Raw genomic sequence first — 14,489 nt, forward strand, 5'->3', positions numbered from 1 at the left:
CTGAGGTTCACCGTGTCACGCTTATCGCTGCCGCTTAATGGCATTCACGCCTTTCTGGTGACCGCCCGACATCTCAATCTGACCCACGCTGCCCGCGAACTTTGCCTGACGCAGGGCGCCGTCAGTCGTAAAATTGCCGCGCTGGAGCAGTGGCTGGGCGTGACGCTGTTTGACCGCCACGCGCGCGGTCTGCGCCTGACCCCTCAGGGCGCGGCGCTGCTGCCCGACTTACAGCAGGGTTTTGAGCTGATGGTTAAGGCCAGCGAGAAGGTCCGCCGTAGTCAGGTCAGCATTCGCCTGAAAGCGCCAACCTGTGCGATGCGCTGGCTGGTGCCCCGGCTGATGGCGCTGGAGCAGCATCGTCCTGAACTGCATGTGGCCCTGACCACCACGCTGGATCATGCCGCGCAGCTGGAGAACTTCGATGTGGCGATTGTCTATGGTAAGCCGCACCCTGACGGAATTTGCCTGTTCAGTGAGTCGCTGACGCCGGTGATGGCGGGTGATCAACCCCGCCCGGACTCCCTGGCGGCACTGCCCACAATGACCTTCTTGCATCCAACGGCAGATACGCGTGACTGGCAGTGCTGGCTGCAGGCGCAGCAGGTGACGCTGAGCATGAAGCGGAACCAGCATTTTGCCACCATGGACTTAGCGATCAGTGCAGCGATTCAGGGGTTTGGTGTGGCAATTGCCGACAGCAATCTGGTGGAGAGTGATATTGCCAGCGGCAGGCTGATTAAGCCGTTCGCTGGCGAGGTAAAAACCGGTGCGGTTTACAGTTTACTGCAACGGCCCGCGCAGGATGCGCCTCCGTTCCTGGCGGAACTGGTGGCGTGGCTGTGCAGGGATCAGAAGGTAACCCAGTCGCCGTTATCCGCCGGTTTAGCCTGAGCCGCACTCAGCACGGGCGCTTTCGGCGCGGTCGGTTTACTGCTGATGACCGGTGCGATCTGGCTGTTGCTGGAGAGACGGAACTTCGACACAGAAGCCTGTAACGCTTCCGTCTGCAGTGCCAGCGCGCTCGCCGCGGCCGAGACCTCTTCAACCAGTGAGGCGTTCTGCTGGGTCACGCTATCCATTTCAGTCACCGCGGCACCGACCTGAGAGATGCCTTTGCTCTGCTCTTCCGAGGCGGAAGCGATCTGTTTCATGATCGCATCAACATCCTGCACCGATTTCAGAATATTGTTCATGGTGCCGCCGGTGGTGCTGACCAGCTCAGCGCCTTTACCTACACGCTGAACCGAATCTTCAATCAGCGTCGCAATCTCTTTTGCGGCGTTGGCGCTGCGCTGTGCAAGGTTACGCACTTCAGAGGCAACCACTGCAAAACCCCGACCCTGTTCGCCGGCACGTGCCGCTTCGACGGCGGCGTTCAGCGCCAGAATATTGGTCTGGAAAGCGATGCCGTTGATCACGTTAGTGATTTCAGCGATTTTCTTCGAGCTGCCGGAGATGCCATCCATAGTGCTGACGACTTCACTGACCAGCTGACCGCCACGTTGTGCCGTGGTGGTGGCGGTTTCTGCCAGCAGGCTGGCCTGGCGGGCATTATCGGCGTTGAATTTTACCGTGGCCGTCAACTGCTCCATGCTGGCCGCAGTCTGTTCCAGCGCAGCGGCCTGCTCTTCAGTACGTGAAGAGAGGTCATTGTTACCGGCAGAAATCTCTGCGGCACCGCGCGATATATTCTCGGTGCCGCTGCGAATGGCGCTGACCGCTTCACGCAGGCTATCCTGCATGGCGCTCAGCAGTGGCACCAGTTTACCGACGCAGTTGCGACCGAAATCGGATACCGGCTGACTCAGGTCGCCCGTGGCAATGACCGCGAAGTGGGTACGGATACTTTCCAGCGGACGGACCAGCATCGCTACCAGATAGCGGTCGGTAAACAGCAGAATAAACAGGCCGATAATTACCGTGATGGTAATTATCGTTTTGGTCATCGCCGTGAGGTGATCCACTTCAACCCGGGTTGCATCGAGCTTTTCAGCTGCGCCCTGGCTGAATTTCTCTGCGCTGATGCCAAAGGCACGACTGAGTGGGGGCGTGACGTTATTAGCCTGCTGACGATAAGCATCAGGCGACGCCTGACGGGCCAACTGCAATTGTGGCGTGACGCCCGCATCCAGCAGCTTTTGCCAGCTCTGAATCACTCCATCCACGACATCCGGGTTCATCGGGCCAGGTGCCAGTTGTTTAAAGCGCGCCAGTTGCTGGGTCATGCTGTCCAGCGCCTGCTGCACCGGTGCATAAGCCTCATCGTTCAGGGTCTGACCTGCGGCTTTGCTTTCCATCACACGAGATAAGCGCGTGATGACACGAAAATATTGATCGTTGCCTTTGCTCAGCACCGTCATTTGCTCAACCAGATGACGGTCCACATCATTCCCTTCGCTGAGTGCGCCAAGAGAGTGAATGCTATACAGCCCGACGCCGCTCCACAGTAAACAAAACATTCCCAGAATAGAGAGCATCACTGCGCGAATGGTAAAATTTTTGAGCATTCCCATACCAAAATCCTATACACGTTGACCCGCAAGCGTCGGGCATAGGAGATTTATCGGCATGCGATTGTGAAGATGTAACTGTTTTGTTACCTAATATTTTACAGCGTCCCTAAGCCAAATTTCACTTTGTAGCCTTTTTATTCAGCAGGTTAACCTTTAAAAAGCAGAGTAATTCCATTCGCATAATTTAATGGTTAGCACGCTAACCATGGCCCGCCACTTAAAGCCTGACCATACGGGTCATTAATAGCCGGAAAAGCCGCATACGGGCGCGCATAAAGTTCCGCTTCAAAAGCAGCCCGCTCTTCCGATCATCACCAAGTGACATTGTCACATCAGAGCCTGGATGCCAGGCTGGCCACATGACCTCCCCCTCCAGCTGATGCTTATATTCCGTAGCATCACGGGCAAAGGTAAACCAGTACTCGCTGACACGCGCCGCAAATGCCCGATCGGCCTCACTGAAGGGTCGTTCTTCGTTGGGATCCGGCATCTGACTCAGCGTATTCAGCACATAAGGCACTTCGTTGCCGTGCCAGGTGCCGTGCGGATAGAGGTCACGGGCATGTTCAGAGACATAATCAAACCAGTAGCGCCAGCCTGGCATTCCGGCATTGTGCTGCGCCCGCATCACCAGCCACGGCACCAGACTGAAAGCCATATCACGCGCCACGGCACGTCCCAGCCGCTGATCGTCATGAATGTCATACATCCATTTCAGCGTCCGGTAAGTGAGACGATTTTTATCGCGTAACTGATGCAACACCGCGGTGGCATCCACGCCAAAATATTCCAGCACGCTGGCTTCATCGCTGTTACTGCCCGCCATCAGCGGCAGACGGTGCTGTTTTGCAGCCATAAAGGTTTTCAGCATCGGCTCAGGCAGGACAGCATCACCCGCAATCGGCACCGGCGGGATCGCCAGCGGCCCTTCCAGCGACCAGAAGGCATCGGCGGGCAGTGCGCGCAGGTCATCAGCACTGGCATCGGGCGGCAGACCGAAATGGCGGGCCACCGCCATGCCCTGCTGACGCGCTTTTTTCAGCGGCGTGTCAGGCAGGCTGTAGGCGCTCTGCACAATCCCTTTATGAAACAGCCCTTCAGCCAGCGGCGAACAGCAGAGTGACAGCACGCTGCGTGCGCCTGAGGATTCACCGAAAAGTGTCACATTGCGGCGGTCGCCGCCAAAGGCAGGAATGTTGCGCTGCACCCACTGCAGTGCGGCAATCTGATCCAGCAGGCCAAAATTGTTCACCGTGCTGGCAACAGGGTATTCAGCATCCAGGGCCGGATGAGAGAAGAAACCGAGATGGCCGAGCCGGTAGTTGAGCGTCACCACCACCGCGCCGCGTGAAGCCATCGGCTTGCCGTTGTAAGGTGCCAGCCCGCCAGCACCAATGGTGTAGCCACCACCGTGCAGCCATACCATCACCGGCAGGGGTTTCACGGGCGCGACATCGGGCGTCCAGACATTAAGGTAGAGGCAATCTTCACTGAACTCACCCGGATCGCCACCGCCTACGGCCTGGCAGTAGGTGCGGTTTTGCCAGCCGGAAGCCCCAAACGCGGTGGCGTCGCGCACCTGCAGCCAGGGCGTAACCGGCTGTGGCGGGCGCCAGCGCAGCGCGCCAAGTGGTGCCGCCGCATAAGGTATGCCTTTGAATACGAAAAGGTCATCGTCCATGCATCCACGCAACTCCCCCTCAGCAGTCATGATCCTCAGACCTGTTTCGTTTTTCATTCCTGTTTCCCTGTTCAAACGTCCCTCCATTATTTGCAGGCCCGCCAGCATTGTCCAGGTACGGAAGGGATTTGCAGAATATGCCGAAGCGTGAGGGGCAGGCGTGAACATGCTCATCAACAGGTTCAGAGAGTCAATTACCATTGTGATTCAACGTTGTTTATCTTTTCGCAGTGGGTCAATGGCGCTGCCAGCGCCGGAGTGGCGCGTCGTTGCTCTGTTATCAGGTGCGGTTTTGCTGCTGTTAATCAGTCAGCCTGCTAATAGATTAAGATACTCACGCAGGTAAACCTGCGCTGAGCGGTAAAGCGTTGTTTTCCCCCAGTCCTGTCAGCACATTACGCGCGTTGCTCCACTTCAGGTCCATTGGCCTTAACAGGGCGGGTGCGGAGAAAACGTTGCGGGCAATGCGCCTGTTGCCCGCAGAGGCGTCAGTCTGGCCGCAAGCCGCACTGCGCCAGCGAGCGCTGCTGGCGCTCTTTGTATAATGCCATCTCATCCAGCACGACAGCGCCCAGCGCGGCTTCAAATGCCTGGCGGCTCGCCTGTCCCGCCGAACGAACCTGCGTCCGATCGCCGAGGTTGGACTGGAAAATGCCCGCCGCGCTAACGGGCAGAAAATCTTCATAGATGATGGGATCTGCCAGCACACGACCTTCTTCGATGAGGGTCTCCAGCGATTCACCCTGAGCCGGCGGCGTCGCGATGCCCTTTTCACTCAGGCGATAATGGAACCAGGCCAGCTCCTGCTGGCGCAGCGTGGTTTCGTCGTCGGGGAAGTCACGGAAAATCGCCGCCAGATGTTGCTGATGCTGCAGATTATCCTGACCGCTGCCCGCCTCGCTGAGCAGCCGATCGTAGAGCGCACGGCCCTGAGGCGTCAGCGCCACGCCGCGCTGCTCAATTTCACCGAAGCGTGCAGTATGGGTTCCCTGATGCCCATCCTGAAAGATGATCGGCTCTTCCAGCGCTTTAAAGCTGGTCTGACGTAACAGGATCGGTACCTGACGACGCGGTGGTCCCTCGATCAGGGTTTTCGGATCGATACCGCGCGACGGCATCAGTTGCTGTACGCGGTCGATATCCAGCGTGCGCGGTGTGAGATGGTTGATGTGGCAGCCAGGGAAGCAGACCACGTCAGCGATCAGCCGATGCTGCTGGTTCAGCGCCTGATAGGTCTGACTGTCCACGCTGCTATGGGCGTGCCAGCGGAAGGTTTCCAGTGCTTCGGTAACAAACTCAGTGGCCTGCTCGTCAGTTAAACCGCCCTGCTGCTGATGCAGTTCCAAAAGCGCCCGGCAACGGGGGGTGAAAATGTCGCGCGCGGCAAGAATCTCCGCCGCCTTTTCACGCAGTGCGTGGTCGTCGATCAGTTCAGGGCGTAACAGCGAGGTAAAGACCCGAAAGGGATTGCGCCGCAGCGCCGCATCGGTGACCGGCCGGAACGCCGTGGAGTGCACCGGCACACCAGCCTGAGAAAGATCGTAATAGCCAACCGGGTACATTCCCATCACCGCAAACAGCTGCCGCAGTGTGGCTAATTCGTCTGCCGTGCCCACACGGATTGCACCGTGACGTTCCAGGTTGAGTCGGCCGATCTCATCGGCTGCGGTGAGACGATCTTTCAGCGCGATATCCGCTTCCAGCGCGCGGTCGTTGACGGTCGCCACCAGCTGCATCAGCGTGCCATATTGCGGCACTTCCTGCTGATACATAGCTGACATCGCCTGAGAGAAACGGGTGCGGATGAGATCCGCACTGAGAAAGTTGTCCATCTTATCCACCTGACACCGTTAGCGTTGCTGCTAATGTAATGCAACGCGCTGGCCTCAGCGGAAAAAATCACGAATCTGTGATCGGCTTAAAGCCGTAGCGGTTTTTTAACAGCAGCATCAGGGTAGTGATCACAGCTGGTATTGCCAGCAGCAGAAAGATTACGCTGAAAGACCACCCGAGAGACATCATCTCTGCGCCAACGAAGGCGCTTAAAATCGCGCCGATGCGGCCCACACCATGCATCCAGCTGGAACCGGTAGCGCGGGCGTGGGTAGGATAATAACTGGCGGATAAGGCATTCATACCGGTATTAGCCCCGTTAAAACAGAAGCCACTGCAAAAGGCAATCGCACTCATCATCCCCACTTCCGCAGGTGATAAGCCCAGCGCCACAATAAACAGCCCGCCGCAGCCGTAGATCGCCGCCAGCGCCAGGTTAGCGTTGAAGCGGTCCATCATCCAGCCCGCAAACAGGGAGCCCAGCGTCCCGCCCGCCTGATACATCGCGGTGATAATCGCCGCTTCGGTCACTGACATGCCCAGGGTGTTGACCAGCGACGGCAGCCAGCTGCCAATCAGGTAAACCATGAACAGCCCCATAAAGTAGCCGCCCCACAGCATAGTGCTGCCAAACAGATAGCGGCGTGAAAGTACCGTGCCTATCGCGCCGCTCACCGGCACGGTGGCCTCAGGCGCGTGAAACGCACAGTCGGGCGCGGTTTTGCCCGGCATCATCCGGTCGAGGATGGCGTGAATGCGGGCAGCCGGTGCGCCACGGCTGATAAGAAATCGCACCGACTCCGGCAGGCCGCGGATCAGTAATGGCAACACCAGCAGCGGCAGAATGCCGCCCAGCAGCAGCACGGAGTGCCAGTCATAGCGCGGTAGCAGCCAGGAAGCAGCAAATCCCCCGCTGGCGGCACCAAAGGTAAAGCCGCAGAACACCACCGTGATGATAAAAGCCCGTCGCCGCTCAGGTGCATATTCCGCCACCAGCGTGCCGACGTTGGGCATCGCTGCACCCAGTCCCAGCCCGGTCAGGAAACGGAACAGCATCATCTGCTCAATGTTCTGTGACAGCGCCGTTGCCAGCGTCCAGAGACCGAAAAAGAAGACGCTGAGGATAATCATCATGCGACGGCCATAGCGGTCAGCCAGCGGCCCTGCCACCATGGCACCCAGCGCCAGCCCGATTAACGCTGCGCTGATGACGACCCCGAGCTGATGATTGCTCACCCCCCACGCGGCTTTCAGTGTCGGCGCAATAAATCCCATGATCGCAATGTCCATGCCATCGAGTGCCACCACGATAAAACAGAGCGCAATGAGCCGCTTTTGCCAGTGGCTCAGCCCCTGCTGGTTGATAAGCTGGCGGACATCTACCGCCTCGACGCTGGTCAATGAACACTCCTCTGGAGTAACGAAATCTGACATCAGTTTAAGTAAAAAAAACGGCGCTAATGATAGCCGATCGTTAACCTTAAGCGGTCAGATTTTTATATGATATTGAGAATTATTCAACATTAAGCAGTTAAGTTATTGATATACCGTAGACAGAGGATGGCGTATTTCAGCGGTATACCAGGCCGAGCGCTTTTTTATCAGAGAGTTAAAGGGTAACGCGGTCATTTCGACTCGTTTGTTAAAATAAATTTGCAGCAAAGTTAACAGAATTCATTTTAAACAGTTGCCTGAAGCCGGTCATTCTCATTAAGTTTAGGATATGGAAAAAAATATCCTTTTCAATCAGCGCATTCGCTTGCGCCATCTACATACCTTTGTTGCGGTTGCGCAGCAAGGCACGCTGGGCCGGGCGGCAGAGACGCTTAGCCTCAGTCAGCCTGCCCTCTCCAAAACCCTGAATGAGCTGGAGGAGCTGACTGGCGTTCGTCTGTTTGAACGTGGCCGGCTGGGCGCGCAGCTGACCACCATGGGAGAGCAGTTTCTGACCCATGCGGTGCGGGTGCTCGACGCGCTGAACCATGCCGGACAGAGTTTTAATGAGCAGCCGGGGGATGCGCCGGTGATTATCCGGCTGGGAGCATTGACCACTGCCGCGATGGGGATGCTGCCACGCATCCTGGATCGTTTTCATCAGTTACAACCCAATACCACCATTCAGGTGGCGACACTCCACAATAATGTGTTGCTGGCAGGCCTGCGCGGCGGTGAGTTCGATATCGGCATTGGCCGGATGGCGGACAGCGCCATGATGACCGGGCTGACCTATGAATTGCTGTTTCTGGAGTCACTCAAGCTGGTAGTCAGGCCGGAACATCCGCTGTTAAGTGACAATGTCACGCTTTCGCGTGCGATGCAGTGGCCGGTAGTGATTTCGCCCGAGGGCACGGCTCCGCGCCGGATTGCACAGCAGATGCTGGATGAACAGGGCTGCACCCTTCCGCCTCACTGCATTGAGACCTCATCAACTTCACTGGCGCGCCAGCTGGCTCTTCGCTACGACTACATCTGGTTCGTCCCTTCCGGGGCGATTAAAGAGGATCTGAGCCACAATGCCGTTTGCGCACTGCCGATCGCCTCTTCCGGACCGGGCGAACCGGTGGGCATCATTACCCGCACCGGCGCAGAACTGAGCCTGAGTGCCGAGGTGCTGATGTCCACCATCCGTAAGTTTCACAGTTAGCGGCTGCGTTTCGCATGCCGCTCGCGGTTTTCAAGGCGTGCTTTATCGGTTTTGCGCAATCCCACATAAAGCGCCCCGGCCCCGCCATGCCGGGTCTGGGCTACGCAAAAGGTCTGTACGTCATCAAACTGCTTTAGCCAGCGCGCGAGATAGCTGCGCACAATGTTGGCATGCGATTCATCATCACGACCTTTGCCGTGGATGATTAGCAGATTGCGCAATCCCTGTTTGTGCGCCTGCATCATAAAGTTAAAGAGCGCCTGACGACAGGTTTCAACCGGTTGCCGCAACAGGTTGAGGCTGGCATCCAGCTGATACTCTCCTCTGCGCAGTTTATCCAGAATACCCTGCTGAATGCCGTCGGCTTTGTATTCCAGCGGGGTATTGAGTGGAACGATCTCCAGATCGCCCCGGGTCAGGAAGTTCTCCAGCTCAGATTCACCTGGCGGTTTTCGTGGCGCCTTCGTTGAGGGTGCTTTGAGCCACAAGGTTGTGGTGGTGTCTTTTAACGGCGTGACATCGCCCATGGCATCCCGAAAGAGATCATTATCATCAAGGTTCATGGTTTTCTCACACCTGGTTAAAATTGATGGAATGTGCAAATCACGCTTTACCCGTTAGCGTAGCAAAAGCTGGAATCATCGGCCCACCCCACTTTTTCGAATGTCACTGCCAGCACAGAAGCGTGTGACAGATCACATAAGCGGAAACTTTTCGTGACAGTCGACCCTGTCGGGATTCTGAGAAGCCCGTCACATCAGCGTTTGTCGTTGTGTGCTTCGTCCATAATGTTTGTAGGTGTAAAACTGCTCGGATGAGTTCCCTTCAGCACAAAAAATGTTAAAATTGACCCCAGTCAATAATCGTCGAGCAAACCATTATGATCCCTGAAAAACGCAGCATTCGTCGTATTCAGTCGGGCGGTTGTGCCATTCACTGCCAGGATTGCAGCATCAGTCAGCTCTGCATCCCCTTTACGCTAAATGAACATGAGCTGGATCAGCTCGACAATATCATTGAGCGTAAAAAACCGATTCAGAAAGGGCAAACGCTTTTCAAAGCAGGCGATGAACTCAAGTCTCTGTATGCGATTCGCTCCGGTACTATTAAAAGCTACACAATCACTGAACAGGGTGATGAGCAGATCACCGGTTTCCATCTGGCGGGCGATTTAGTCGGCTTTGACGCGATTATGGGCTCCAGCCACCCCAGCTTTGCGCAGGCGCTGGAAACGGCAATGGTATGTGAGATCCCTTTTGAAACGCTGGATGATCTGTCGGGCAAAATGCCGGCCCTGCGTCAGCAGATGATGCGTCTGATGAGCGGTGAAATCAAAGGCGATCAGGACATGATCCTGCTGCTGTCAAAGAAAAATGCTGAAGAGCGCCTGGCGGCGTTTATCTGGAACCTTTCCCGTCGTTTTGGCCAGCGCGGCTTTTCACAGCGCGAATTCCGCCTCACCATGACGCGTGGCGATATCGGTAATTACCTGGGCCTGACGGTTGAAACCATCAGCCGCTTGCTGGGGCGTTTTCAGAAGTCCGGTATGCTGGCGGTGAAAGGCAAATATATCACGATTGAAAATCACGCCCTGCTGGAAGAGCTCGCGGGTCAGAGCCACCAGGCTGCCTGATACTCAGCCGGATTAATAAATCTTATTTTGTTGATCCGGCAGTAACTTTTTCACTTCTTCCGCTGTGCAACATAGGCTATCTTTATTCCAGTCGCTCTGGTTTAAGGAGAACGCCTCATGTCCCAGTACCAAAATGTTCTGGTCGCCATTGATGCCCAGCAAGACGATCAGCCCGCGCTGCGACGTGCGGTCTATCTGAATCAACGTCTTGGCGGAAGAATTAAAGCCTTCCTGCCTATCTATGACTTCTCATATGAGATGACCACCCTGCTTTCGCCGGATGAGCGCGCGTCGATGCGCCAGGGCGTGATCAGCCAGCGTACCGAATGGATCCGCGAGCAGGCCCGCGCTTATCTTGATGCCGGTGTCGAAATTGACATCAAAGTCATCTGGCACAACCGTCCCTATGAAGCCATTATTCAGGAAGTGCTAGCCCATCAGCATGACCTGGTGCTGAAGATGGCGCATCAGCATGATCGCCTTGAGTCAGTGATTTTCACTCCAACTGACTGGCACCTGCTGCGTAAATGCCCGTGTCCGGTGTGGATGGTCAAAGATCAGCCGTGGCCGGAAGGCGGTAAAGCGATTGTCGCGGTCAATCTTGCCAGCGAAGAGCCGCATCACGATGGCCTGAATCAGAAGCTGATTCGTGAAACGGTGATCCTGGCGGAAAAGGTGAATCAGACCGAAGTGCATCTGGTCGGCGCCTACCCGATTACCCCAATCAATATTGCTATCGAACTGCCCGATTTCGATCCCAGCGTCTACAACGACGCGATCCGTGGTCAGCATCTGGTGGCAATGAAAGCGCTACGGCAGAAGTTCTCGATTGGTGAAGAGTTCACCCATGTGGCTAAGGGCCTGCCGGAAGAGGTCATCCCCGATCTGGCGGCGCATCTGGGAGCCGGTGTGGTGGTGCTGGGAACGATTGGACGCACCGGACTGTCGGCGGCATTCCTCGGCAATACGGCGGAACAGGTGATTGATCATCTGCGTTGCGATCTGCTGGCACTTAAGCCTGACGATTTCAAATCGCCGATTGACCTGGATGATGAAGAGGATGAGGAGGATTAATCCTTCTCAGAAACAGAGAGGGCGGCTGATTAGCCGCCCTTTTTTATTACAGCGCTTTGAGAATCGCTTCCACGCTGGCTTTGGCATCGCCAAACAGCATCTGGCTATTCTCTTTGAAGAACAGCGGATTCTGCACCCCGGCATAGCCAGTGTTCATTGAGCGTTTGAACACTATCACGTTGTGCGCCTTCCACACTTCCAGCACCGGCATGCCCGCAATCGGACTGCGGGGATCATCCTGCGCCGCCGGGTTGACCGTGTCGTTAGCACCAATGACCAGCACCGTGTCGGTGTCACTGAAATCGTCGTTGATCTCCTCCATCTCCAGCACCACGTCATAAGGCACTTTCGCCTCTGCCAGCAGCACATTCATGTGACCCGGCAGACGCCCCGCCACCGGATGGATACCGAAACGCACTTTGATACCAAGCGCACGCAGTCGGGCAGTCATTTCCGCGACCGGATACTGCGCCTGCGCTACCGCCATGCCGTAGCCTGGGGTGATAATCACCGAGCTGGAAGCCTTAAGCATCTCAGCGGTCTCTTCAGCCGTAATCTCACGATGCTCGCCCGCTTCCTGACTTTCATCGCCACTGCTGGCTTCAGTACCAAAGCCGCCCGCGATCACGCTGATAAACGAACGGTTCATCGCTTTGCACATGATGTAGGAGAGGATCGCACCGGATGACCCCACCAGCGCACCGGTCACAATCAGCAGATCGTTGCTTAACATGAAACCGGCAGCGGCGGCGGCCCAGCCTGAATAGGAGTTAAGCATCGATACCACGACCGGCATATCCGCGCCGCCGATCGACGCGACCAGATGCCAGCCAAACGCCAGCGCAATCACCGTCATCAGCAAGAGTGCAAACACCTGCACAGCCGTGCTGCTGGTGTTAACAAACCACAGCAGCAGCAGGAACGAAACCACCAGCGCCAGCAGATTCAGCTTGTGACGATGCGGTAACGCTAACGGCCGTGAAGAGATTTTGCCGCACAGTTTGCCAAACGCCACCAGCGAGCCGGTGAAGGTGACGGCACCGATAAAGATACCGATAAACACTTCGCTGAGATGGATATTCTCCATCACCGCTGGCAGGCCAGGCGCATGGTCGATATAGCTGTTGATGCCCACCAGCACCGCGGCCAGGCCAACAAAGCTGTGCAGAATCGCCACCAGTTCCGGCATTTCCGTCATTTCGACTTTCTTCGCCAGACGAATGCCGATAGCGCCGCCAATGACCATCGCCAGCAGGATCCAGACCACATTACCGCTGTCCGGGCCAAATATGGTGGCGATCAGCGCAATCGCCATGCCGCTGATACCGAAAATATTACCCCGCTTAGAGGTCTCATGACGCGAAAGACCAGCAAGGCTACAGATGAACAGAATCGCAGCCACAATATAGGCTGCAGTGACTAATCCGCCAGACATGTATTACCCCTTACGAAACATTTTCAGCATGCGCTGGGTGACGGTGAAGCCACCAAAGATATTGATGCTGGCAATCAGCACGGCAATAAAGGAGATAAAGGTGACCCAGCCACCGTGGCCCATCTGTAAGACCGCACCGATAACGATGATGCCGGAAATAGCATTGGTTACCGACATCAGCGGTGTATGCAGCGCATGACTGACGTTCCAGACCACGTAATACCCCACCACGCAGGCGAGCGCGAACACGGTAAAGTGGGAGAGGAAGTCGGCCGGTGCCACGTTTGCCAGGCAGCCAAACAGCACGATAGCCAGGGCGATCAGCAGATATTTACGCCATGGTGAAACGGGCTTCGCCTCAATTTTTTCTGACGGCTTCGCGGCGGCAGCGGCAGCCTGTGGCGTGGCGGAGACCTGAATCGGCGGGGCCGGCCAGGTCACTTCGCCATCGCGTACCACGGTGACGCCACGCACCACCACATCTTCGAAATCGACCTGGATTTCGCCATTTTTCTCTTTACACAGCAGCTTGATCAGATTGACCAGATTGGTGCCGTAGAGCTGGGAGGATTGTGTCGCCAGACGGCTGGGCAGATCGGTGTAACCGATGATTTTCACACCATTCGGCGTGACGGTAACCTGGTCAGCGACGGTCAGCGCACAGTTGCCGCCGGTCTGCGCCGCCAGATCAACAATGACGCTGCCCGGCTTCATGCTGGCGACCATCTCTTCGGTGATCAGTTTCGGAGCCGGTTTGCCTGGGATCAACGCCGTGGTGACAATGATGTCCACGTCTCTGGCCTGACTGGCAAACAGTGCCATCTCAGCTTTGATGAAAGCCTCGGACATGACTTTGGCATAGCCGTCGCCGCTACCCGCTTCCTCTTCAAAGTCGAGCTCAAGGAATTCGGCGCCCATACTCTGCACCTGCTCTTTGACTTCGGGACGGGTATCAAACGCCCGCACAATCGCGCCCAGGCTGCCCGCTGCGCCAATCGCGGCCAGCCCGGCAACACCGGCCCCAATCACCATCACTTTTGCCGGTGGCACTTTACCGGCTGCCGTGATCTGACCGGTAAAGAAGCGGCCAAATTCATGGGCGGCTTCGACAATGGCGCGATAACCGGCAATGTTCGCCATAGAGCTCAGGGCATCCAGCGACTGCGCCCGTGAGATACGCGGCACTGAATCCATGGCCATTACCGTAACCTGACGTGCGGCCAGCTTTGACAGCAGGTCTGGATTCTGTGCGGGCCAGATAAAACTGACCAGCGTGCTGCCCGCACGCGTCAGCGCAATCTCTTCGTCATCCGGCGCATTCACCTTCAGCACGATATCGGACTGCCAGACCTGCTCTCTGTCGCTGAGTGTGGCACCGGCTGCGATATAGCTTTCATCATCGAAGCTGGCGCGTTTACCGGCGTCATGCTCAAGGGTGACGCTGAAACCCAGCTTGATGAGTTGTTCCACGGTCTTAGGCGTGGCGGCCACGCGCGACTCGTTTGGCAACCTTTCCTTGGGTATTCCAATTAACATAGTGTTTCCTTTCATCGGTTAAAGGATGATGGCCCGAACCTGCACCACAAGAGCGCGACTAAAACGAGGTTTCAGCCGCTTTTGGACGAAACGCAGGTATTTCAAAGTGTTTATAACCTACTGAAAATGTGACGAGC

11 protein-coding genes are annotated in these 14,489 nt (G+C 56.4%); 4 read left to right on the plus strand and 7 right to left on the minus strand.

Annotation, left to right across the window (positions count from 1 at the left end; all coding sequences use genetic code 11):
* The first annotated feature begins 12 nt into the window (after positions 1-12).
* Positions 13-894: a LysR substrate-binding domain-containing protein gene (locus tag FOV68_RS01890; protein ID WP_031594037.1), complete on the plus strand. Its 882-nt coding sequence runs from the start codon at positions 13-15 to the stop codon at positions 892-894.
* On the opposite strand, the gene FOV68_RS01895 is transcribed toward FOV68_RS01890, so the two are convergent.
* The 4 genes from FOV68_RS01895 to FOV68_RS01910 all read right to left on the minus strand — a co-directional run bounded on the left by FOV68_RS01895 (position 852) and on the right by FOV68_RS01910 (position 7,431).
* Positions 852-2,516, minus strand: coding sequence for a methyl-accepting chemotaxis protein (locus FOV68_RS01895; RefSeq protein WP_064704296.1), 1,665 nt, complete (start codon positions 2,514-2,516; stop codon positions 852-854). The genes FOV68_RS01890 and FOV68_RS01895 overlap by 43 nt on opposite strands.
* A gap of 217 nt (positions 2,517-2,733) precedes the next feature.
* Entirely contained in the window at positions 2,734-4,254 is a 1,521-nt protein-coding gene (locus FOV68_RS01900) for a carboxylesterase/lipase family protein (RefSeq protein WP_143990235.1), read from the minus strand.
* A gap of 431 nt (positions 4,255-4,685) precedes the next feature.
* Entirely contained in the window at positions 4,686-6,029 is a 1,344-nt protein-coding gene (locus FOV68_RS01905) for a VOC family protein (RefSeq protein WP_143990236.1), read from the minus strand.
* A 67-nt stretch (positions 6,030-6,096) separates the two neighbouring features.
* Positions 6,097-7,431, minus strand: a complete 1,335-nt coding sequence (locus FOV68_RS01910; RefSeq protein WP_143990237.1) for an aromatic acid/H+ symport family MFS transporter — start codon at positions 7,429-7,431, stop codon at positions 6,097-6,099.
* 322 nt (positions 7,432-7,753) lie between these two features.
* Between FOV68_RS01910 and FOV68_RS01915 the strand changes: the two genes are divergently transcribed.
* Complete coding sequence (locus tag FOV68_RS01915) at positions 7,754-8,674, plus strand: LysR substrate-binding domain-containing protein (protein ID WP_010670205.1); 921 nt, start codon at positions 7,754-7,756, stop codon at positions 8,672-8,674.
* Here FOV68_RS01915 and smrA read toward each other — a convergent pair.
* A complete protein-coding gene (smrA, locus tag FOV68_RS01920; protein WP_010244689.1) occupies positions 8,671-9,237 on the minus strand; it encodes a DNA endonuclease SmrA in 567 nt (188 codons plus the stop codon). The genes FOV68_RS01915 and smrA overlap by 4 nt on opposite strands.
* A gap of 317 nt (positions 9,238-9,554) precedes the next feature.
* Here smrA and FOV68_RS01925 point away from each other — a divergent pair, with 317 nt between their 5' ends.
* Together FOV68_RS01925 and uspE are read left to right on the plus strand one after the other, a co-directional pair.
* A complete protein-coding gene (locus FOV68_RS01925; protein ID WP_010244686.1) occupies positions 9,555-10,307 on the plus strand; it encodes an FNR family transcription factor in 753 nt (250 codons plus the stop codon).
* A 117-nt stretch (positions 10,308-10,424) separates the two neighbouring features.
* On the plus strand, positions 10,425-11,381 hold the full coding sequence (gene uspE, locus FOV68_RS01930) for a universal stress protein UspE (protein WP_010244683.1): 957 nt from the start codon (positions 10,425-10,427) through the stop codon (positions 11,379-11,381).
* A 46-nt stretch (positions 11,382-11,427) separates the two neighbouring features.
* On the opposite strand, the gene pntB is transcribed toward uspE, so the two are convergent.
* Both pntB and pntA read right to left on the minus strand, forming a co-directional pair.
* Positions 11,428-12,816 (minus strand): Re/Si-specific NAD(P)(+) transhydrogenase subunit beta, encoded by a 1,389-nt coding sequence (gene pntB / locus FOV68_RS01935; protein WP_143990238.1) that lies wholly within the window; start codon positions 12,814-12,816, stop codon positions 11,428-11,430.
* 3 nt (positions 12,817-12,819) lie between these two features.
* Positions 12,820-14,352, minus strand: coding sequence for a Re/Si-specific NAD(P)(+) transhydrogenase subunit alpha (pntA, locus tag FOV68_RS01940; protein ID WP_143990239.1), 1,533 nt, complete (start codon positions 14,350-14,352; stop codon positions 12,820-12,822).
* Positions 14,353-14,489: the final 137 nt, after the last annotated feature.

Origin of the sequence: Pantoea sp. paga (assembly GCF_007558755.1) — a bacterium.
Taxonomy (GTDB): domain Bacteria; phylum Pseudomonadota; class Gammaproteobacteria; order Enterobacterales; family Enterobacteriaceae; genus Pantoea; species Pantoea agglomerans.

Excerpts from the sequence above, each read along its gene's own strand:
- FOV68_RS01925 (WP_010244686.1), top strand. The coding sequence starts at position 9,555 with ATGATCCCTGAAAAACGCAGCATTCGTCGTATTCAGTCGGGCGGTTGT.
- uspE (WP_010244683.1), top strand. The coding sequence starts at position 10,425 with ATGTCCCAGTACCAAAATGTTCTGGTCGCCATTGATGCCCAGCAAGAC.
- smrA (WP_010244689.1), bottom strand. The coding sequence starts at position 9,237 with ATGAACCTTGATGATAATGATCTCTTTCGGGATGCCATGGGCGATGTC.
- FOV68_RS01900 (WP_143990235.1), bottom strand. The coding sequence starts at position 4,254 with ATGAAAAACGAAACAGGTCTGAGGATCATGACTGCTGAGGGGGAGTTG.
- FOV68_RS01895 (WP_064704296.1), bottom strand. The coding sequence starts at position 2,516 with ATGGGAATGCTCAAAAATTTTACCATTCGCGCAGTGATGCTCTCTATT.
- FOV68_RS01915 (WP_010670205.1), top strand. The coding sequence starts at position 7,754 with ATGGAAAAAAATATCCTTTTCAATCAGCGCATTCGCTTGCGCCATCTA.
- pntB (WP_143990238.1), bottom strand. The coding sequence starts at position 12,816 with ATGTCTGGCGGATTAGTCACTGCAGCCTATATTGTGGCTGCGATTCTG.
- pntA (WP_143990239.1), bottom strand. The coding sequence starts at position 14,352 with ATGTTAATTGGAATACCCAAGGAAAGGTTGCCAAACGAGTCGCGCGTG.
- FOV68_RS01905 (WP_143990236.1), bottom strand. The coding sequence starts at position 6,029 with ATGGACAACTTTCTCAGTGCGGATCTCATCCGCACCCGTTTCTCTCAG.